Genomic DNA, 20,747 nt, shown 5'->3' with positions numbered 1-20,747 from the left:
CAGGCGATGATTTGCCGATCCTCGAAATGGTCTACACACGAGAAGGACACCGACATGGCAAACCCTACCGCATCACGTGGGCTGATATCCTATTACTTCGTCCGCGCCGGTGTTTCCGCCGCCTGGGTCGCCGCCGCCGTGACCGTCGGACCGACCATGACGCCGGTCGCGGCGGCACTCCTCATCGCCTATCCCGCCTGGGATGCCGTGGCCAATCTCGCGGATGCGCAGCGCAGCGGTGGATGGAAAGCCAATACCAGCCAGGTCGTCAACGCCGCGATCAGCGTCGTCACGGCCCTCGCGGTCGCCGTCTCCCTCGGCATGAGCCTCCATGCGGTGCTCGCGGTGTTCGGCATCTGGGCCATCCTGTCCGGCCTGCTGCAACTCGCCACCGGAATCCGGCGCTGGAACACCGGTGCTCAGTGGGCGATGGTTCTGAGCGGAGCGCAGTCGGCGCTTGCGGGTCTCTTCTTCCTCACGAAAGCGAATGGCGCCGCCGTGCCCGGCCTCGTGGATCTCGCGCCCTATGCGGCCTTCGGCGCGTTCTATTTCCTCCTGTCGGCCGTGTGGCTGACACTGTCTCGGCACCGGCGCGGCGTTGCAGACGCGCGGGCTGCACGATCGAAGGTGGCGGCGTGATGGGCGCAGAGGAGGCGATCCGAGCATGATGCGAATCCTGCCATGGCGCCTGGCCTTCTGGGCGTGTCTCCTGGCGGCCGCCTCCGCGCTCGCCCATCCGATGGCGGGGGACGGAGCGATCATGAATCCCGACTGGCGGGCGGTGCCACATACCGGGATCGGTCGTCTCGTCTTCGGCCTCACGCCGGCGGAGGTCGCCGCTGCGGCAGACCCGGTCTACGGCGTGCCGACGCCGATCATCCGAGGCGCGGAGGCCGCCGCCGATACCGACGCCATGATCGCCGGGTATGGCGCCTCGCTGTCGGCGGCCGATATCGCGGCCATGAGGCAAGCCGCGAGGGAGCTTGCGGCCATGGACCGGCAGAACCTCGAGAAGGACCGCATTCCGATCCTTCTCGAATACCGCGACGGCCGGCTGGACGGCGTGACGGTCGAAGCGCGGCATGCCGGGACGCATTTTCGCAACGAGCGCGTCTTCTCGCGCGATGCGCGGGAGGTGCTGCGGCTGTTCGAGCGGGCGAACGGCGCCCCGGGCCGGTTCCGGTCCACCGAAGCCGCGTTCGACACCCTCGCGGTCTCGCTCTTCGCCTTCAGCCGGGTCTCACCGGACGGCAAGGTTCAGGTGGTGCGGGACGACGACCCGGATTTCGCCGAGCGCTCCGTCACCCTGCGTCGTGCGCCCTACCGGCCCGCGAACGAGATGGACCAGTTCGTCACGGCGTCGTTTGACTGACGGAACGGCCTTGCCGGCACCCATCTCCCCGGCAAGCGGCTATTGAGGCAATCACTTTGCCGGATGCGCGGCTCTCCTCCCCCTTGTGGGGAGGAGTTGGAGGTGGGGGTGGTTGGGCGACCCTCAGCCGGCGGAGGCTGGCGGAGCCACCCCCACTCCTAACCTCTCCCCACAAGGGGGAGAGGGACGCGATGCGCTTAGCGCGGCTTGCGCTGCGGCGGCTTCTTGCCGGCTTCGCGTTCGTGGCGGGCGGCGCGGGGGCTCTTGAAGCCCTTCGGGCCCTCGGCCTCGCGGTCGGGCTCGCCACCGAGAAGCGCCTCGACCTGGATTTCCGGCGAGCCGTTCTTGGCGAAGGTGGCGGCGAAGCGGGAGGCGGCGCCGCCACGGATCTCGAATTTGGTCTCCCGGTCGAAGATGCGGATGGCGCCGATTTCCTGGCGGCCGATATTGCCGCGACGGGTCAGCATCGGCAGGAGGCGGCGCGGGTCGGCATTGTCGCGCCGGCCGAGATTGAGCCGGAACCAGACCGAGGGACCTTCCGCATCGATCCGCGCCGAATCGGCGGGGTCGTAGACCTTGCGCTCCTTGCGCTCGGGGCCGGCACCGGGGTCGGTGACGTCCTCGGGCTCGGGCAGGCGGGCGCGGTAGATCTTGGCGAGGGCGGCGGCAAGTTCCTGCGGCGTGCGCTGGGCGAGCAGCGCCTCGCCCATGGCGAGGTCTTCCTCGGCCGGCGTCTCGGTGAAGAGCGGGTCCTGCCACATGCGCTCGCCGTCGAGGCGGCGGATCTCGTCCGCCGTGGGCGGTGCGGCCCATTCGGCATTGACCTTGGCGATGGCGAACATCTGCTCGGCGCGGCGGCGCTTGGAGGCCGGGATCAGCAGGACGCTGGTGCCCTTGCGGCCCGCGCGCCCCGTCCGGCCGGAGCGGTGCTGCAGCACCTCGGCATCGTGGGGCAGGTCGGCATGGATCACGAGGCTCACGGTGGGCAGATCGATGCCGCGGGCGGCGACGTCGGTGGCGACGCAGACCTTGGCGCGGCCGTCGCGCAGGGCCTGGAGCGCGGCGTTGCGCTCGCCCTGGCCGAGTTCGCCCGACAGGGCGACCGCCGAGAAGCCGCGTTCGGTGAGCACGGCCTGGAGATGGCGGACGGCGTTGCGGGTGTTGCAGAAGACGATGGCGGTGGGCGCATCGGTGTAGCGCAGGGTGTTGACCACCACATGCTCGATCTCGCGCGGCACCACGCGCACGGCGCGGTAGGTGATGTCGGTATGGCCGCGCTCCTGGCCCTTCACGGCGATGCGCAGGGCATCGTTCTGGTAGCGCTCGGCGAGACTGGCGATCGCCTTCGGCAGGGTCGCGGAGAAGAGCAGCGTGCGCCGCTCCTTAGGTGTCACCGAGAGGATGAACTCGAGGTCGTCCCGGAAACCGAGATCGAGCATCTCGTCGGCCTCGTCGAGGACGGCGACGCGCAGGTTCTGGGTGGCGAGGTTACGCCGCTCAAGATGGTCGCGCAGGCGGCCCGGCGTACCGACGACGATATGCGCGCCTTCGGCCAGGGCCCGGCTCTCGCGGCGCGGGTCCATGCCGCCGACGCAGGCGATGACGCGGGCACCGGTCTCGGCATAGAGCCATTCGAGCTCGCGCTGGACCTGAAGCGCGAGTTCGCGCGTCGGGGCGATGACCAGCGCCAGGGGCGGGCCGGCCGGCGCCAGCCGCTCGGCATCGCCGAGGAGCGTCTCGGCGAAGGCGAGGCCATAGGCCACGGTCTTGCCGGAGCCGGTCTGGGCCGAGACGAGGAGGTCGCGGCCCTGGGCCGCCGCCTCGATCACGGCACTCTGGACGGGGGTCGGGTCTTCGTAGTTGCGGGCCTCGAGCGCTCGGACGAGCGGGGCCGGCAGGGTAGGAAAGGGCACGGGGCAGAGGCCTTGCAGGCAGACAAGGCAAACCCTGCGGATTCGACTCGCCCTGAGTGGCGACGTCGCTGCATCCGGTCGTGGGTCCGGCCTCGTTCGGTTACGGAGAGGTTGCTTCTAACTGCAATGGCGCCGTGACGCCACGCCCCATGGTGCAATGCTTCCAAGCGTCGTCCGCGTGCATCTCGCGTCGAGCGCTCCGGGCAGGGGGGGCCGCCCAAGTCCGTCACGAGGCCCGACGCGGCAGGATCGGCGACGTCGGATCGCCCGACAGGCCGTCTCGCACGAAAGGGGTCCCGGCCGTTGCCGGTCGGGACCCCTCATCATGTTTCACGTTCGGCTGTCGGATCAGCTCCAGGTGAACTCGTTCGTCCAATGCGCCACGGGCGCCTGGCCGGTCACTTCGGTCACATCGATGCCGGCGCCGATATTGCCCTCGCCCCAGACGATGTTGCCCGGATTTCCCGCGTTCTGATACGAGGAATCAGTCACCACCGTACTCTCGTTGACACCCCAGAGTAGGGCGTTCGAGAGCGGATTTCCGCGCCCCTGGTCCTCCGCGATGTTGTCGAAGGAGCGCGTGAACGCGAAGGTGTTGTTCTGGCCGTAATCCGCGAAGGCGCCGTTGCCCATATGGATCGCGTCGACGTTGCGGACGGTGCCGTTGTTCGATCCCTCGAAGATGACACCCTGGCCGCTCGGCGAATTGTTGCCGTCGATGACGCCGTTCGAGACGGTGACGTTGTCGCTGTAGTAGATCGAGATGTTGTCCTCGGTCCAAGCGACGTTCGGATCGTTGTGAACGTAGAAGTTGTTCAGGGTGCTGTCCGGCGACTGGCCCATCTGCACGAGCTGCCCGCGGGGGAAGGGTCCGCGCATATCGTAGCCTTCGATACCCTCCAGTTCCGCGCCCGGCGAGTATTGCAGCAGGACGCCCGTCGACGTGTCGTGGAACGTCGCGTTCGTCACGCTCAGGTCTTCGGCCTCGAAGGCCGAAATCCCGTAATGGTCCGGGGTCCGCTCGGCGCCCGTTTCGGGTGCGCCGTCATTGAAGACCTCCACGTTCTGAATATCGACGTCGTCGGCCTCCATGACTCGGATGCCGGCGCCTTCCTCGGTGCCACCGTTTCCATTGATATGGATGCGGACGTTCTCGATCGTCACATTGTCCACGTGATCGACGTCGATGCCGGGACCGCTATCGACATAGATGTCCATGTCGCGAATGACATCGCCTTCCCGGGCGACGATCGTCCCATCATGGCGTGTGAGCGGAGCCGTGTCGTCCCCGGGCACCGGATCGGATGGCAGCGCGACGACCGGAGGTTCCTCGGGCGAGGGCGTCGGTCCGATGTCCGGAACCACCGGATCCGGTCCCTCGGAGACGGGATCCGGTGTGCCGACGTCCGGCACCGGCTCCGAGACGCCTTGGCTGAAGTCGTTGGTCCAATGCGCCATGGGCGCCTGGCCGGTCACTTCGGTCACGTCGATGCCGGCGCCGATATTGCCCTCGCCCCAGACGATGTTGCCCGGATTTCCCGCGTTCTGATACGAGGAATCGGTCACCACCGTGCTCTCGTTCACGCCCCAGAGCAGGGCGTTCGAGAGCGGATTCCCACGCCCCTGGTCCTCCGCGATGTTGTCGAAGGAGCGCGTGGAGTCGAAGGTGTTGTTCTGGCCGTAATCCGCGAACGCGCCGTTGCCCATATGGATCGCGTCGATGTTGCGGGCGGTACCGTTGTTCGACCCTTCGAAGATGACCCCCTGACCGCTCGGCGAATTGTTGCCGTCGATGACGCCGTTCGAGACGGTGACATTGTCGCTGTAGTAGATCGAGATGTTGTCCTCGGTCCAAGCGACGTTCGGATCGTTGTGGACGTAGAAGTTGTTGAGGCTGCTGTCCGGCGACTCGCCGAACTGTACGAGCTGGCCGCGGGGGAAGGGCCCGCGCATATCGTAGCCTTCGATGCCCTCGAGTGTGGTGCCCGGCGAGTATTGCACGAGGATGCCCGTCGACGTGTCGTGGAACGTCGCGTTCGTCACGCTCAGGTCATTGGCCTCGAAGGCCGAAATCCCGTAATGGTCCGGGGTCCGTTCGGCGCCCGTCTCAGGTGCGCCCTCGTTGAAGACCTCGACGTTTTGGACGGTGACGTTGTCACCCCGCATGATACGGATGCCGGCACCTTCCTCGGTCCCGCCGTTTCCATTGATATGGATGCGGACGTTCTCGATGGTCACATTTTTTACGTGGTCGACGTCGATGCCGGGCCCACTATCGACATAGATGTCGAGGTTCCGAATGACATCGCCTTCCTGGGCGACGATCGTCCCATCGTGGCGTGTGAGCGGAACCGTGCCGGCGCCGAGCAGGGATGTCGTTCGGGTGTCGGATTCCACCGGATCCGGAACGTCGGAGAGGGGCTCCCAGCTGCCCATGTCCGGAACCGGGCTCGAAACACCGTTCTCGGTGAAGCTTGAAACGAAGTCGTATGTCGGGCTCGACCAGAGACCCGTATCGGTGGTGGAACGCTCCTCGTCGTGCGACGTGACGTCATGATGCGAATGCTGCATTCGTCTTCCAGTTGTGTCTGCGATCGGTCCTGACGCCGATCCTCTCAATCCGCGCCAATTCTGGTCACGGATCCCCGTCAGCGTCGGCGTTGTCCGCCGACACTATTCCCAAGATTATTATCGCAATGATGAGCGAATAATCGGATTTGATGATTTATCGGTCAGTACTAAGAAGAACTTCCTCTGTGCTTTCCGACAAATGTACAGATAGGTACACTTCGATTATCTAGTACTTTATTGATACAACAAATCTTAGTGATCAGATCTTGTTTAAAATGTGTCAGGGATGATTTTCGATGCTGTCGAACGGCTCGCCGATTTCGCCTGGAGAGAGGGCGATATGCCGGTGTGTGCAAAGGGCCGGATCGTTTCTACCGGACGCAAACAGGGCCCTGGCACGGCGATGAAACGTCGGATCGGGGTCGGTGGAGCGGCGCGGCGGGAATGGGGAAGAGGCCGTCTTCACCCGAAGGTCTGAGGCGGCCCCGGATGCTGCCGGCCGCTTCGAGCGGGTGGGTGCAGGGGCGAATGTCCGACCTGGCGGGTCCGCCGTCGCTCAAGACGGACGTAGTCCCGATGCGCACTTCCGCGAAGAGCCCGCGGCAGCGATGGTACGGGTGGTGCGCTCGCGATCAGAACAGTCGAGCGCAACAATCTGGATAGCGTCGAACGCTCGCCCATATCATCTTATGTGGAAACAATCTGATGATATATAATATCCAGTCACTGAGAGCGATCGCAGCTTATCTCGTTGTCTGTTTTCACTGCCAGGTCTTGCTGTTCGGCCATCTGAAGTATTCAATGGGGTCCTGGGGCGTCGATATCTTCTTCGTGATCAGCGGGTTCGTCATGGCCTACACCACCGACGGCCGGATCGCGCCCCCACATCAATTCATCATCAAGCGGCTGGTTCGCGTCGTTCCGCTCTACTGGTTCATGACGATGGCCGTCTTTCTCGCAGCCCTCTCAATGCCCTTTCTCTTTCGCAGCATCGATGACGGGCTGGGGCATTTGCTCATGTCGCTGGCGTTCATCCCGTTCGAGAAATCGAACGGCCTGATACAGCCTATCCTGTTCCTCGGATGGACACTCAACTACGAGCTATTCTTCTACTGCCTCTTTTTTCTGAGCCTCTACATCTATCCGGAAGTGACCAGATATTTTTATCTGAGCCTGGCCATGATCGCCCTCGTGATTTTCGGACTATTGTTTCGGCCAGAAAATGTAGTTGGCCGATTCTATACGGACCCTATCATTCTCGAGTTCGTTGCGGGCATATGGATCTGTTACCTCGTGCGGCATGTCACGATCCCTCCGAGGCTCTTCACCTTCTCGATGACCAGCGCCCTGGGCGTCGCCAGTTTCGGTTTTCTGGTGGCGGCGGAATTCCTCTGGCCGACAACTCCCCGCTTCGTCGGACTCGGCTTGCCGGCAGCGTCGCTCGTGCTGGCTGCGGTGTTGCTGGAAACCAGAGGTATCGTCTCGAAAACCGACTTTGCCGTCGAGCAGGGCAACAGCAGCTATGCGCTGTACCTCACGCATTTCCTGTCCTACCAACTCTGCGAGAAGATCGTTTTCAAAGTCTTCGATCCGCAGAGCTTCTCCTTGAAGCTGGTCGCATTCGTCGGCGCAGTTGCGGTCGCCGGAATCCTTGCCTGGATCGTGCATCGTCAGATCGAGGTCCCATTGACCCAAAGCGTCAGAGACCTGTTGAGTGGCTTCGGGCGTCGATCTCCCGCCAGGCCATAGCATCCGGTCGGCACCTTCTCGCGTGACCGGAATGGTCGGTGATTCAAGGGGAGCCGGATCGAGCCTTTGCCGATGGGGACGACGGGAGCGGATTTCACTGGGCGAGCGACCGGAGGGCGCGGAAAAAGGAGGCGCGCGATCGATCCGCCCGTTACGATGTGGGCCAAGACGATCGAAGGCGAGACGCGCCACCTCCTCGTCCCTACCCAGGGCCCGCCGATGGACGTGCTTGTCATAGGAGCTGGAATCGTCGGGCTGGCGGTGGCGCGGACCTTGGGCGCGCGCGGGCATTCGGTCGTTGTCGCCGAAGCCGAAGGCGCGATCGGGACCGGGGTGTCCTCGCGCAGTTCGGAGGTGATCCATGGCGGGATGTACTACCCCGCCGGCTCCCTGCGCGCCCGCCACTGCACGCAAGGGCGGCGGATGCTCTACGCTTTCTGCCGCAGCCACGGCGTGCCCCATGCCCGGCCGGGCAAGCTCATCGTCGCCACGTCCGAGAACGAGCGGGCCGGCCTGGAGGGGATCGCCGAACGCGGCCAAGCCAACGGCGTCGAGGGCCTCGCTGTCCTGGAGGGCCGGGAGGCCCGCGCCCTGGAGCCGAACCTGTCCTGCGTCGCAGCGCTTCATTCCCCTGAGACCGGCATCGTCGACAGCCACGCCCTGATGCTGGCCCTGCAGGGCGACATCGAGGATGCCGGCGGGGCCATCGCCTTTCACGCTCCGGTCGGGGCGATCCGGCGCGATGAAGGGGGCTGGCGGGTCGAGGTCTGCGGGGAAGAACTCGCCTTCGATGCCGTCGTCAACGCCGCCGGCCTCGGCGCGCAGGCCGTGGCGCTGACGGTCGAGCCCTATCCAAGCGAGCGGATCCCGCGGCAGGTCCTCGCCAAGGGCAGCTATTTCGGCTGCCTCGGCCGTCCGGCCTTCTCGCGCCTGATCTATCCCGCGCCGATGGAGGGCGGGCTCGGCATCCATCTCACCCTGGACCTCGCCGGCCGTATGCGCTTCGGGCCGGACGTGGAATGGGTGGACGCGCCGGATTACGTCGTCGACGCCGGCCGCGCCGAGGTCTTCGCCCATGCCATCCGCCGCTATTGGCCGGGACTGCCCGATGATGTCCTGACGCCGGATTACGCCGGCATCCGGCCCAAGCTCACCGGACGGGGGGAGCCGGCGGCGGATTTCCTCATCGACGGGCCGGCCGAGCATGGCCTGCCGCACCTCGTCCATCTCTTCGGCATCGAGAGCCCCGGCCTCACATCGAGCCTGTCTCTGGCGGAGGAGGTGGCGGACCGGCTGGTGGGGGCCGAGGCCTGAGGGCGGGGCGGGCGCATCGGTGCGCACGCACGTGACTTCTCAAAATTCCGGTTTGCGGAATCGCGCTGGGTCGGCGAGCGAGGGCCGATGAGCGATATCGACGATTCAGGCGAGAGGCTGGTCCGCACCGAGCGGGTGAAGCTGACTGCGACCTACCTGAACACGGCGGCTGGCGGGCTGTTCACGGCCGGTGTGGTGGCGCCGACCGCTGCCGCCGTGTTCGGCGTCACCGCCTCCGGATCGCATATCGGCCCGTTGACACTCCTGCTGGGCGTCGCGATCTTCCTGGGATGCAGCGTCGGGCTTCACGCCATGGCGCGCATGGTCCTGAAAGGCCTCAAGCCATGACCGAGATCCAATTCGTCGCTTTCGTGGTGACCCCGCTTCTGGCCCTCGCCGTCGGTGGGGGCGTGGCACTGTGGGCGCGGCACTGGGCGTAGGGCGCGCCGTTCAGCCGCCGAAACGCTCGGTCCTGATACGGCCCGGTTCCAGCCCGGCATCGAGGAGGAGGTCCGCCGCATTCCCCACGAAGGCGTTGCCGCCGCAGATGTAGACGTGGCGCGGAGGCCCGAGCCGGTCCAGCGCTTCGCCGATCATCGCCCCGTCGACCCGGCGGCCACCGGCCCGCGTCAGGGTGAGCATCAGGTCGAAACACGGCTCGTCGCGCGCGCGGACGGCCAGTTCCTCCGCCGCGATGGTCTCGTCGGCGTCGCGCACCGAGTACAGCAGCAGGGCGGGCACCTCGGGTGCGGCCGCCGCGCGATGGCGCAGCATCGCGAGGAGCGGCACCACGCCGGAGCCGCCACCCACGAGGAGGAGGGGACCGCCATCCTCCGGACGCCAGACGAAGGAGCCGCCGATGGGGCCGCGCAACTCGATCGTGTCGCCGATCTCGGCCACGGAATCGAAGAAGCCGGAGACCTCGCCATCGGGCAGGCCCTCGATCATCAGCTCGATCGTGCCGTCCGCGCCCGGCGCCGAGGCGATGGAATAGCTGCGCTGGGCCTGATAGCCGTCCGGGGCCGTCAGGCGCACATCGACGTGCTGCCCGGCCAGCATCGGCCGGTCGAAATCGACCCGGAAACGGTAGCTCTTCACCCGCCGCGTGACTGGCCTGATGGCCAGGAGGGTGGCTTGTCGCCAGGGGAGGGGCCGTGCAGCCGGATCAATCACCGGTGAAGCGCTGCTCGCGCCAGGGGTCGCCGTACATGTGGTAGCCGCGCAGCTCCCAGAACCCGCCCTCGTCCTTCCTGGTGAAGCGCAGGCCCTTCACCCATTTGGCGCTCTTCCAGAAGTACAGGTGCGGCACGAGGAGCCGGGCCGGGCCGCCATGATCGGGCTCGATCGGCTTGCCCTCGTAATGTGTTGCCACCATCGCCTTGGGGCCGGCGAGATCGGCCACGGGCACGTTGGTGGTGTAGTCGTCATAGCCTTCCGCGAGCAGGAACTCGGTGGGGGCCGAGATCCCGGCGGCAGCGAGGATGTCGTCGATGCTGACCCCTTCCCAGCCCGTGTCGAACTTCGACCATTTCGTCACGCAATGGATGTCGCCGCGCCATGCGGTGCGGGGGAGGGCGGAGAATTCCTCCCAGTTCCAGCTCTTCAGGGGCCGCGAGCCTTCGCGCAGGGTGAAGCTCCAGCTCTCCATGTCGATGCGCGGGTTCGGGCCGATCTGAAGGACGGGGAAGTCCTGTTCGAGATACTGGCCCGGAGGAAGCCGTTCGCGCGTCGCTTCCGGCGGCCGTCGTCCCGTGAAACCGCGTGTCGCCATGCCCGTCTCCGTCCGCGAACCTATCTAGTGCTCTCCTTCGAGCTTCGGCCCGAGCGGGTCAAGCCGCGCCCGGACGCTCGCCCTCGTCCTGGAGACGCCCCGGCAGAATCCCCTCGGCGACGAACAGGATCCCCTCCGGCCGGTACGAAATCTTCGCCGTGCCATCGATTTCCTGGGCGAAGGCACGCTCGATCAGCCGCGAGCCGAATCCCGTCCGTGTCGGCACCGCCACCGGCGGCCCGCCCGATTCCTGCCAGGTGACGCGGAAGCGGCGCGGCGCAGTGCCGTCGACGAGGCTCCAGGACAGCCGGACCCGCCCGGTATCGTTCGACAGCGCGCCGTATTTCACCGCGTTGGTGGCGAGTTCGTGCAGGGCCATGGCCAAGGCCAGGGCACCGCGCGGCGGCAGCCTGATCTCGCCGCCGTCGAGATCGACGCGCTCCCGTTTCTTGCCCTGGAACGGGGCCAGGGCGCGGTCGGCGATATCGGCGATGGAGGCGCTGTCCCAGGCTTCCTCGGTAAGGACGTCGTTCGCCGCGGCCAGGGACACCACCCGCGCTTCGAGGGATTGGCCGGCCTCTTCGAGGGAGGGCGCGGCGCGCAGGGTTTGCCGGATGATCGACTGGACGAGCGTCAGGGTGTTCTTGACCCGATGGGTCAACTCGCCCGCGAGCAGGGTGCGATACTCCTCGGCGTGTTTGCGCTCGGTGATGTCGAGGGAGATGCCGGCCATGCTGACGGGCGTTCCATCGGCGCGGTAGAAGGTCTGGCCGCGGATATGGACCCAGCGCAGGTCGCCGGACGGCGCAATCACCCGATACTCGATATCGTAATCGACGTTCTGCTCGATGCAGCGGCGCACCTGTGCCTGCATCCGCTCGCGGTCGCCGGAATGGATCATGGCGAGCAACTCGCCGTAGCTGAGCGGCTCATCGGGATCCCGCCCGAAATTCATCCGGAAATGGTCCGAGGTCTCCAGCGTCATGTCGACGAGATCGAGGGTCCAGGAGCCGAGCCGGCCGGCGGCGAGGGCGAAACGCAGGCTGGTCTCGCTGCGGCGCAGTGCCAGGCTGCGGCGCTCGACCTCGGTCTCCAGGGCATCGCGGTCGTTCTGCAGCCGGACCATGCGATCCTTCTCCAGGGTCACGTCGAGCTGCGAGGCGAAGAAGTAGGCGACCTTGCGGTTGGAATCGAAGACCGGCGCGATCAGAAGCCGGTTCCAGAAGACGTCGCCGTTCTTGCGGTGGTTGAGAAGGTCGATCTCGATGGGGACGGCTTTGGCGATGGCCTCGCGAATGCGGACGACATCCGCCGGATCGGTCTGCGGACCCTGGAGGAACCGGCAGTTCCGGCCGAGAATTTCCTCACGCGAATAGCCGGTGGCCCGCTCGAACGCGGCATTGACGAACACGATCGGAGTGTCCGGAAGGTTGGGGTCGGCGATGACCATCGGCATCCGCGTCGCGCGCAAGGCCGCGGCGAAGGGATCGGGCCCGTCGACGGTTCGCGCGATCTCCGAGGCGATCCGCTCCTGTTCGGAAACGTGGATCACCGGACGTCGCCCGGGATGATCGAATGCCTCACGCGTCGCCTCGACATACAATCAGATCCGTTCGCCAAGCAGCGATTCGGACGTCATTCGTTGTACGCGCGCGTCAAGCCCAAGCAAGGCTTCATCCCGCCTTATCGGTCTTTGCGACCGAGATGATTTGCCGGACCGTTATTTTGCCTCAATTAATGTATGTTTACATACTTAAGATAAGGTCTTGGTCGTCACCTGTTGCGCCGCGTCAGGATCGACGCGTTCGACGAATCTCTCGTCCTCCGAAACGCGGAACGCCCGCCGCGGTGGAACCGGGCGGGCGTCCTTGAAACTGTCGGAATGCGTGGTTCAGCAGCCCTTGGCGGCATCCGCGGCGGTGGGCTTGCCGTCCTGCTGCTTGGCGACGTCCGATGCCGAGGTCGCCGTGTTGGCGCCGACATTGTTCATGGCGCCGACGGTGCCGGGCGACTCGGCTTTCGCGCCAGGGCTCACGTTACCGGTCGCGCCGGGGTCGACCTTCGAACTCTTGTCGTTCATCGCCGCCTTCCCGTCTGCCGTGGAGCCGGTGGCACAGGGAGCAGCGATGGCCATCGCCGAGCTGAGCATCACGATCGCGCCGGCGCCGACGAGCTTGGAAATCTGTCGCATCAATTCCTCCAGGAAGTAGTTATGCCCTCACAACGGGAGCGGGGCTTCATTCGTTCCCGCATCTTTCTGAATTGTCCCGCTTATGGAAAGACAAAATTGCAAGGGCCGCTAAGGGCAAGCTTACCGACGAGCTGGTATGGCGCACCGTTGTTTGCGCTTCTCATTTTGCGTTGCACAAGATCATCGGCGGCGACGATCTAAAGCTCGGATTGTCAATGCGGGGATGCCTTCTGCAGATGATCCATTCCGTCGAGGGCGAGGCTCATCACCTCCGTCAGGAGCGAGGCGAGACGCTCGACGGCCGGATCGGACTCCGCTGCATCCTTGAGCAGGCGCAGTGACAGCGACGGCAGGCGGGGCAGACCCGAATCCGCCGGGTCGAGCGCCATGAGAGAGGCGGGCAGGCCATGGGCCGTGCGGACGGTCAGGCCGAGTCCGGCCGAGACGGCGGCCCAGAGGCCCGCGAGCCCCTGACTGCTGAACGAGATCCGCCAGGGGATCGCCGCCGCGTCGAGGGCGCTCAGGGCGGCGTGCCGGAAGATGCAGGGCGAACCGAACAGGACCAGGGGAACGGGGCGGTCGGCGCCCGGCGTCACGCCGCGACGCGGTCCGATCCAGGCCATCGGCAAGGTTCCGATGACGGCGCCGCCCCGCTCACCTCCTTCCTCGTCCCAGAGAAGCGCGAGGTCGAGGTCGCCCTCGTCCAGGCGCGCGCGCAGGGTCGCATTCCGATCCACATGCGCATCGATCCTGACGCCGGGATGCAGGCGCGCGAAGCGTCCGAGGGTCTCCGGAAGCCAGGTCTCGGCGAAATCCTGCGGCAGGCCGATTCGGACCCGGCCGGACAAGGCCGGTGAACCGAGCGCGCCGAGGGCGGCATCGTTCAGTTCGAGCAGCCTGCGCGCATAGCCGAGCATCATCTCTCCCGCTTCGGTGAGAACGAGACCGCGTCCCTGTTTCTGCACCAGAATCTGTCCGACCTGATCCTCGAGCTTGCGCAATTGCAGACTGATCGCGGACGGCGAGCGGCCGAGCCGTGACGCCGCCTTGGCGAAGCTGCCGAGTTCGATCCCGGCTACGAAGGACCGCAACACGTCCATGTCGAGGTTGACCGGCTGCGGCATTGAGTTTTTCCAAACGATCGATTCAGAATTACGAGATTTTCCAAACCATCCTGTCGGGGCACACTCTTCTCGTCAATCGCGGAGCGTCCGCGGTGCGTCGAGGAGAAGAGCGCCATGCCGTTCGTGAATGTGAGAATCGCAGGTCCTGGCATCGGGGCGGATCAGGTCGGTCACCTGCAGAGCGGAGTGACGACGCTGATGGCCGACATTCTCGGCAAGAACCGAGACCTCACTTCCGTCCTCATCGAGGAGGTGCCCGCGTCCGGTTGGCAGGTGGGAGGGCGGCCGGTCGAAGTCGCGGCGCATGTCCAGGCGGCGATTACGGCCGGTACCAACGATGCGGAGGAGAAGGCCCGCTTCATCGCCGAGGCCAATGCCCTGCTGCATCGGGTGCTCGGGGACGCGTTGCCGCTCGCCACCTACGTGGTGGTCCAGGAGATCGCGGCCGATGCCTGGGGCTATGACGGCCGGACGCAGGAGCACCGGCGGCTCACGCGCTGAGGCTCGTCTGCCTGAACGGTACGGGTTCGGACAATCGCGATATCGGTGAGGTCGTTCGGTCGGCGTTCACCTGTGGTGCCCTAAATGGACACAGTAGAGGTCTGCGTCGGCCTCACTGTCGCGTCGAACGAGACCGTGGGGGCACTCCAGTGTCCGTCGGCCGCGTCACTCGCGGCGTAGGACACTCGAGAAGTGATGTCTGCAGCCCCGTGAAGATCGCCCTCCTCGCTCACCTGAAATACCCCATCGCCCAGCCCTTCTCCGGGGGGCTCGAGATGCACACGCATCTGCTCGCGAGCACCCTGCGTGCCCGCGGCCACAGCGTGACGCTCTACGCGTCCGAAGGGTCCGACGCGCGTGGTTGCCTCAAGGCGGTCTGTCCGCCCACGGGCAGTGCCGTCGACGACGAGTCCGGCCTGCGGATCGACCGCGCCGAACTCGCCGCCTACGAGACGATGGTGGCCGATGTGGCGCGCGGCGACTTCGACATCATCCACAACAACAGCCTGCATTACTTGCCGTTGCTGCGCGCCCGCGACCTCGGCGCGCCGATGGTGACGGCGCTCCATACGCCGCCGTTCGAGCCGTTCGTGCGCGGCGTCAAGGCGCGCGCGAACGACATGACCTTCGCCGCCGTGTCCGAATCCCTCGCCCGCGAATGGCTGCCCTTCCTCGACGATCCGCTGGTGATCGGCAACGGCATCGATCTCGACGCCTTCGCCTATTCCTCGGAGCCCAAGGGCGAGCCCCATGCGATCTGGATGGGGCGCATCGTCCCCGAGAAGGGCCCGCATCTCGCCATCGACGCCGCCCGCGTCGCGGGCATCCCCCTGAAATTCGCCGGCCCGCAGAGCAACCGCGCCTATTGGGACGCGGAGATCGCCCCCCGCCTCGGTCCCGACGTCACCTATCTCGGCCATCTCGGCCATGCCGAACTCGCCCGTCGCGTCGGCGAGGCGCATGTGGCCCTGTGCACGCCGCGCTGGGAGGAGCCCTTCGGCCTCGTGCTCGCCGAGTTCCTGGCCTGCGGCACGCCGGTGGCCGCCTTCGCGCGCGGCGCCATTCCCGACATTCTCGACGAGACGTCGGGCGTTCTCGCCCAGGCCGACGATCCGGTGGATCTCGGACGTGCGCTGTCCCGCGCGATCCGCCTCGAGCGGCACGATTGCCGCCGCCGGGCCGAGCACCTGTTCGACGCCGATACGATGACCGACCGCTACGAGGCGATGTACCGTGCCGAAATCCGCCGCTGGTCGACTCCCGTCTCCGTCCGTCCGGTCCCGGCCGGCGCTCGCGCACCCCTGCTCGACAATGCGTAGCGGCCCGCTCTCCCTCGGCCGGGCCGTCGTCTGCGTTCCCGCCCGCAACGAGGCCGAGGTGCTGCCGCGCCTCGTGCGCTCCCTCGACCGGCAGATCGGCTCGGGAGACGGCGCGCTGCTGCGGGTCGTGATCCTCGCCAATAATTGCACCGACGAGACGGTATCGCTGATCCGCGAGATGGAGCGCAACGGCGAGACCCGCCATCTCGATCTCCGGGTGATCGAGGCCTCGGTGCCGCGGGAGGTCGCCCATGTGGGCACCGCGCGCCGGATGGCGCTCGATGCCGGGGCCGACTGGCTGGCCGCCGACGGCGTCGAGGATGCCGTCCTTCTCAGCACCGATGCCGACGCCGTCGCCGCCCCCGGCTGGGCCCGCGCCAATCTGTCGGCCCTGGAGCATTCCGAACTCGTGGGCGGCCGCCTCGTGATCGAGACGCAGGAGAGCGAGAACCGGGACCCGGAGATCCACGCGCTCCATCGCCGGATCGAACAGTACTGGGTCGCGGTGCGGGCCCTGGAAGAGGCCATCGATCCCCCCGCCCACGATCCGGCGCCCCGCCACGGCGACCACGTGGCGGCGAGCCTCGCGCTCCGCGCCGCGCTCTATCGCGAGGTCGGAGGATTGCCCGCGATTCCCTGCGGCGAGGACAACGCCCTCGTTGCCAAGGTGCGCCTGGCGGGCGGTCGCGTGCGCCATTGCCCCCATGTCTCGATCTCGGTGTCCGATCGCGGCACCGGCCGGGTCACCGGCGGGATGGCCACCGAGATGGCCCGGCGCGCACGGGTCGTCGCGGGCGAGGAGGATTACCTCCTGCCGCCGGCGAGCCATTGGATCGCGGTGATCGAGCGCCAGCGCGCGTTCCGCCTCGCCTGGAGCGCCCAGGGCGGTCCGGAAGCCGGGTTGCGGGCGCTGGGCGTCTCTGCGGAGGACATCGCCGCCATCGATCCGGCAACGTGCGTCAATGCCATCGCCTTCGCCGAGCGTGTGGGAGAACGAGCCGGCGAGATCGGGCCCGAGCCGGCGCATGTTCCCCTCGACGAGGCCATCGCGGGGCTCGATGCGCTGCTCGCCCGGTTGATCGACCGGCCCAGGGCGCGCGTCGCGTGAGCGAGGCGGCGGCGCACCGGCGCCCCGTCGGCTACTACGTCCATCACCAGGGCGCCGGTCACTGGCAGCGCGCGAACCTCATCGCCGCTCGCCTGGACCGGCCCGTGACCCTCATCGGCACCCTGGCCGACATCGACACCTCGACCGCCAACGGCGCGATCCTCGACCTGCCCGACGACCGGCTCACCGGCTTCGACGGCCAGGACGGCGAGGCGATCCGGCCGGATTGCTTTCACTACGTCCCCGTCGGCATCGATCGTATCCGCGCCAGGATGGGGATGCTCGCCGCCTGGATGGTCGAGAACGATCCGGCCCTGCTGATCGTCGACGTATCGGTGGAGGTGGCGCTCCTCGCGCGGCTCCTGTCGGTGCCGACCCTGGTGGTGCGCCTCGCCGGTCACCGGACCGATATTCCACATCTCGAAGGCTTCCGCTCAGCCGAGCGCCTCCTCGCCTTCAACCCGCCCGAGATCGAGACGGCCGGAACGCCCGATTGGGTGAGGGCGAAGACCCTCTATGCCGGCTTCCTGGCGGATGCCCCCAAGGCAAGCGCGCCCGATGACGGCTCCATCGCGGTGATCTATGGGCGGGGTGGGACCGGCGGCTCGGCCTCCGACCTCGCGGCCGCGGCCCGCGCCGTCCCCGACCGGCACTGGCACGTGCTCGGTCCGGTGGAGCCTCTCACGACCGACGCCCCGCCGAACCTGCATCTCCACGGCTGGGTCGCCGAGACCGGCCCGTTTCTCGACCGCGCCGCCCTCGTGGTCGGCGGCGGCGGCGACGGCGTCGTCGCGGCGGTGGCGACACGGGCCAAGCGCTTCCTCTGCCTGCCGGAACCCCGCGCCTTCGACGAGCAGACGGCGAAGGCGGACGCCCTGGCGGCGCTGGGCGCGGCGATCTTCCGCCCGGCATGGCCGGATGCGTCGGACTGGCCGGCCCTGGTCCGCGCGGGCCTCGCCCTCGATCCGTCGGTGATCGGCAGATTGGTCCAGGCTGACGCCATCGGACGCACGGTTGCGATCATTGAGGATGTCATCCAAGGGATCGAGCAGCGCCGCGCGCCGCGACCCTAGTGGTAGAGATCTGATATTTCGTATCTACCTCTCGACGTCCGAGAAGGATAGAAAGCGGCTGCCGGCAGGTGCCACCTAACCACTCGTTTTGGAGAAATGTGCCGCTAGGTGCCTCTTGTAACGGAGGGCCATTGGCCCTATCATGGATCTATACCCGCTGACAGCGTGCTGTCGGCTCGAAAGCCGCCGAGAGGAAACTCGAGGCGGCTTTCGCTTTTTCTACTATGGCTTTCGATGCGAACGATTATCTATATCGATGGCTTCAACCTGTATTTCCGGATGCTGCAAAAGCGTCCTGACCTGAAATGGGTCAATCCCAAAATTCTGGCTGAGCAGGCTCTACGTCCCGAAAATCAGGTTACTCAGGTCCGTTATTATACGGCTCGTGTCTCCGCGCGTGTCGATCCGACCGCGCCGGGCCGACAGCAAGTGTATTTCAACGCTTTGGAAACGGTGCCGGAAGTGCTGATCCACCAGGGCACCTTCCTGGCCACCAAGAAATTTGCGGGGCTGGTGCATCCCCCGCAATTCCGGCCGCAACTAGCGGCCCAGCTGCCGCAACCGTGGCCGGCCGTGGTGAAGGTCCATAAGACCGAGGAGAAAGGCAGCGACGTCAACCTGGCGAGCCATCTGCTGCTTGACGCCTTCCGGGACAATTTCGACGTCGCGGCGGTGCTATCAGCGGACAGCGATCTGATTGAGCCGATCCGCATCGCCACACAGGAGTTAGGCAAGGTGGTGGGGCTACTGTCGCCCGTAGCGGTGCCTAATCCTGATCTTGCCGCGGCATCGAGTTTCGTTCGCCGTCTGAGCATCGGGCATTTGACGGCCGCACAATTCCCAAACCCTCTGATGCTGGCTGACGGGACGCAGATCCGCAAACCGGCGAGCTGGGTCTGATCCTGGTCCCAGGACCCACACGGTCTGCAATGGATCGTTAGCCTCCCCACAGATGCGGGCACCATCCGTCCAATTTAGACCACTCAAACGCCCTCCGTCGAAGCGGATGACGATTCGGCGAAACAGCGCGCGACGCAACAAAGGGCTTGAGACTCGTCCCGACCCCCGAACGGGGTCGGGCGCAGCTCCGGAACCGAGGGGCGGGACGGGGCGTCGCTCGCCACACGCCGCGTTCAGAACGGCCGGTCCAGCGGCACCCGCGCGGCTTCCATCTCGTCCGCCGTCGGCATGCGCAGGATCGTCGGCGCCTCGCGCCAGGTCGGCGACAGCAATCCCAGCCGCGCGAAGGCGTCGAGCCAGCCGTCCATGGGCCAGAGACCGTGCCGGGCGTGGAAGCGCGTCGCGTTGGCGATGATGTCGGAAAAATGCTGGAGCGGCGGGTCGAAGGCCCCGTGATACTGGTGGAAGGCATGGCCGCCCGCGCTGAACAGGATCGGGATGCCGGCGGCATCGGCCCGGAACGCGAGGTCGGTATCCTCGGCGCCGTAGCCGTCGAAGGCTTCGTCGAACCCGCCGATCCGGTCGAAGGTCGTGGCCCGGACGCCGAAGGCCAGGGACCAGAACAGGCCGGGATTGTCGGTGCGGGACAAGCCCGTCGCCGGGAAGTGTCGCACCGGGTGGGTATGCCCCACGGCGCGCAAGCCCGCCTCGGTCCAGTCGTCGTCCACGGCTCTCGCCGGCAGGTAGCTCACCTCGCAGCAGATCAACCCGTCGGCTTGGCCGAGATCCGCATCGAGACTGGCGACGAGATCGCCCGAGGGGATGCAATCCACGTCGAGGAAGATCAGCTGATCGCCCGAGGCGGCGCGGCGCCCGGCATTGCGGGCACTGGCGAGCGGCAGGCCACGGCTCGGAAGATCGATCCGGCGGATGGGAAAGCCGTGATCGGGGAGGGGGGCGGGGTCGGCCCCCATCTCCACCACGATGCATTCAGCCGGCGGCGTTCCCCGGCCGAGCCCTTCGAGGAGGCGCGCCAGATGCGCGTCGCGTCCCTTGTTCAGGGTGATGATCGTGGCGCTCATGCGGCCTCCGCCGGCATCGCGACGAAGATCTCGTAGGGGCCGAGGAAGCGGGCGATCATCTCCGGCGCGAGGCGGAACCCCGTCGGGTCGTCGGCAATGAGGTCGGTGGTCTGCGAGCGATGCGCCGCCACGGCCCGCGCCTTCGCCGCCACATGCGCGCCGACATCGACGCGGTAGCCCGCGGGAGGCGCGCCGACCTCCGTGCCCTCCGGCAGGGTCCAGCCCCAGACCGGATAGGCGAAAGCCTTCGTCGCCCCGAGTTGCGCCTGGGCGAGCCGCACGATGGCGGCCGCCGCCTGATGATCGCAATGGGGATCGTGCGCCCAGGTCACGCAGACCGCGCCGGCCCCGCTCTCCCTGGCCACAGCCACCACGGCATCCGCCGCCGCCTGTGCCTCGGGGCCGGTGCTCGGCACCCCCGCATCGGGCAGGCGCAGGAAAGTGACGTGGGCGGGCGCGAGGCCGAGCGCCGCCACCGCCTCCAGCGTCTCCTCCTCGCGCAGGGCCCGGAGGCGGAGCGGCGGATAGAGGGCGGAATGGGTGTGCGAGCCGCAGCCGTCGCTGACGATGACGAGCCGCACGTCGCGCCCCCGTGCGCAGGCTTCGGCGATGAGGCCGCCGCATCCGAGGCTCTCGTCATCCGGGTGCGGGGCGACGACGACGAGGCCGCGTCCATCGGTCAGGGCATCGAGATCCGCTACGGGCAGGGTCTCGGCGGCGGCGAGAAAGGCGTCGGCATGCATGGAAGCGATCAGTCCC

General features: G+C 66.8%; 19 protein-coding genes. 10 read left to right on the top strand and 9 right to left on the bottom strand.

The genetic code is table 11. The features are described from left to right. The first annotated feature begins 54 nt into the window (after window positions 1–54). Together K368_RS0100220 and K368_RS0100215 are read left to right on the top strand one after the other, a co-directional pair. A complete protein-coding gene (locus tag K368_RS0100220; protein WP_027170627.1) occupies window positions 55–639 on the top strand; it encodes a DUF308 domain-containing protein in 585 nt (194 codons plus the stop codon). Window positions 640–664: 25 nt separating this feature from the next. After that, entirely contained in the window at window positions 665–1,372 is a 708-nt protein-coding gene (locus K368_RS0100215) for a hypothetical protein (RefSeq protein WP_245259464.1), read from the top strand. Window positions 1,373–1,569: 197 nt separating this feature from the next. On the opposite strand, the gene K368_RS0100210 is transcribed toward K368_RS0100215, so the two are convergent. Further along, window positions 1,570–3,285 carry a DEAD/DEAH box helicase gene (locus K368_RS0100210; RefSeq protein WP_027170625.1) on the bottom strand — a complete coding sequence of 572 codons (1,716 nt, stop codon included), beginning with the start codon at window positions 3,283–3,285 and terminating at the stop codon, window positions 1,570–1,572. Window positions 3,286–3,633: 348 nt separating this feature from the next. Next, on the bottom strand, window positions 3,634–5,856 hold the full coding sequence (locus tag K368_RS25455) for a right-handed parallel beta-helix repeat-containing protein (protein ID WP_051439700.1): 2,223 nt from the start codon (window positions 5,854–5,856) through the stop codon (window positions 3,634–3,636). A gap of 705 nt (window positions 5,857–6,561) precedes the next feature. On the opposite strand from K368_RS25455, the gene K368_RS0100200 reads away from it, so the two are divergent. The 3 genes from K368_RS0100200 (at window position 6,562) to K368_RS0100190 (ending at window position 9,267) form a co-directional block, all read left to right on the top strand. Then, entirely contained in the window at window positions 6,562–7,605 is a 1,044-nt protein-coding gene (locus K368_RS0100200; protein WP_027170624.1) for an acyltransferase, read from the top strand. Between the two features lie 219 nt (window positions 7,606–7,824). Further along, complete coding sequence (locus K368_RS0100195) at window positions 7,825–8,919, top strand: NAD(P)/FAD-dependent oxidoreductase (RefSeq protein WP_027170623.1); 1,095 nt, start codon at window positions 7,825–7,827, stop codon at window positions 8,917–8,919. Between the two features lie 87 nt (window positions 8,920–9,006). Further along, entirely contained in the window at window positions 9,007–9,267 is a 261-nt protein-coding gene (locus K368_RS0100190; protein WP_027170622.1) for a hypothetical protein, read from the top strand. Between the two features lie 102 nt (window positions 9,268–9,369). On the opposite strand, the gene K368_RS0100180 is transcribed toward K368_RS0100190, so the two are convergent. From K368_RS0100180 to K368_RS0100160, 5 genes are all read right to left on the bottom strand, one after another. Further along, complete coding sequence (locus K368_RS0100180) at window positions 9,370–10,092, bottom strand: FAD-binding oxidoreductase (RefSeq protein WP_027170621.1); 723 nt, start codon at window positions 10,090–10,092, stop codon at window positions 9,370–9,372. Beyond that, window positions 10,085–10,690, bottom strand: a complete 606-nt coding sequence (locus tag K368_RS0100175) for a sulfite oxidase-like oxidoreductase (RefSeq protein WP_027170620.1) — start codon at window positions 10,688–10,690, stop codon at window positions 10,085–10,087. The genes K368_RS0100180 and K368_RS0100175 overlap by 8 nt, the downstream gene beginning before the upstream one ends. Window positions 10,691–10,748: 58 nt before the next feature. Beyond that, window positions 10,749–12,242, bottom strand: a complete 1,494-nt coding sequence (locus K368_RS0100170; RefSeq protein ID WP_036266632.1) for an HWE histidine kinase domain-containing protein — start codon at window positions 12,240–12,242, stop codon at window positions 10,749–10,751. A 339-nt stretch (window positions 12,243–12,581) separates the two neighbouring features. Beyond that, complete coding sequence (locus K368_RS23610; protein ID WP_018042267.1) at window positions 12,582–12,881, bottom strand: hypothetical protein; 300 nt, start codon at window positions 12,879–12,881, stop codon at window positions 12,582–12,584. 212 nt (window positions 12,882–13,093) lie between these two features. Then, a complete protein-coding gene (locus K368_RS0100160) occupies window positions 13,094–14,005 on the bottom strand; it encodes a LysR substrate-binding domain-containing protein (RefSeq protein ID WP_027170618.1) in 912 nt (303 codons plus the stop codon). A gap of 114 nt (window positions 14,006–14,119) precedes the next feature. Between K368_RS0100160 and K368_RS0100155 the strand changes: the two genes are divergently transcribed. The 5 genes from K368_RS0100155 to K368_RS0100135 all read left to right on the top strand — a co-directional run bounded on the left by K368_RS0100155 (window position 14,120) and on the right by K368_RS0100135 (window position 18,906). After that, window positions 14,120–14,506 (top strand): 4-oxalocrotonate tautomerase family protein, encoded by a 387-nt coding sequence (locus tag K368_RS0100155; protein ID WP_027170617.1) that lies wholly within the window; start codon window positions 14,120–14,122, stop codon window positions 14,504–14,506. Window positions 14,507–14,715: 209 nt separating this feature from the next. Next, window positions 14,716–15,825: a glycosyltransferase family 4 protein gene (locus K368_RS0100150; protein WP_027170616.1), complete on the top strand. Its 1,110-nt coding sequence runs from the start codon at window positions 14,716–14,718 to the stop codon at window positions 15,823–15,825. Further along, window positions 15,818–16,933, top strand: a complete 1,116-nt coding sequence (locus tag K368_RS0100145; protein WP_027170615.1) for a glycosyltransferase family A protein — start codon at window positions 15,818–15,820, stop codon at window positions 16,931–16,933. Before K368_RS0100150 ends, K368_RS0100145 begins: the two co-directional genes overlap by 8 nt. Beyond that, window positions 16,930–18,006 (top strand): glycosyl transferase, encoded by a 1,077-nt coding sequence (locus tag K368_RS0100140; protein WP_027170614.1) that lies wholly within the window; start codon window positions 16,930–16,932, stop codon window positions 18,004–18,006. The genes K368_RS0100145 and K368_RS0100140 overlap by 4 nt, the downstream gene beginning before the upstream one ends. A 234-nt stretch (window positions 18,007–18,240) precedes the next feature. After that, complete coding sequence (locus K368_RS0100135) at window positions 18,241–18,906, top strand: NYN domain-containing protein (protein WP_027170613.1); 666 nt, start codon at window positions 18,241–18,243, stop codon at window positions 18,904–18,906. Window positions 18,907–19,139: 233 nt separating this feature from the next. Here the strand turns inward: K368_RS0100135 and K368_RS0100130 are convergent, their stop codons facing one another. Together K368_RS0100130 and K368_RS0100125 are read right to left on the bottom strand one after the other, a co-directional pair. Beyond that, on the bottom strand, window positions 19,140–19,988 hold the full coding sequence (locus K368_RS0100130) for a galactosyltransferase-related protein (RefSeq protein WP_027170612.1): 849 nt from the start codon (window positions 19,986–19,988) through the stop codon (window positions 19,140–19,142). After that, window positions 19,985–20,731 (bottom strand): PIG-L family deacetylase, encoded by a 747-nt coding sequence (locus K368_RS0100125; protein WP_027170611.1) that lies wholly within the window; start codon window positions 20,729–20,731, stop codon window positions 19,985–19,987. Before K368_RS0100125 ends, K368_RS0100130 begins: the two co-directional genes overlap by 4 nt. Window positions 20,732–20,747 lie beyond the last annotated feature (16 nt).

Origin of the sequence: Methylobacterium sp. 10, from assembly GCF_000519085.1 — a bacterium.
Taxonomy (GTDB): Bacteria; Pseudomonadota; Alphaproteobacteria; order Rhizobiales; family Beijerinckiaceae; genus Methylobacterium.
The sequence above is the reverse complement of the archived record's forward strand: the minus strand, read 5'-3'. Positions and strand labels throughout refer to the sequence as shown.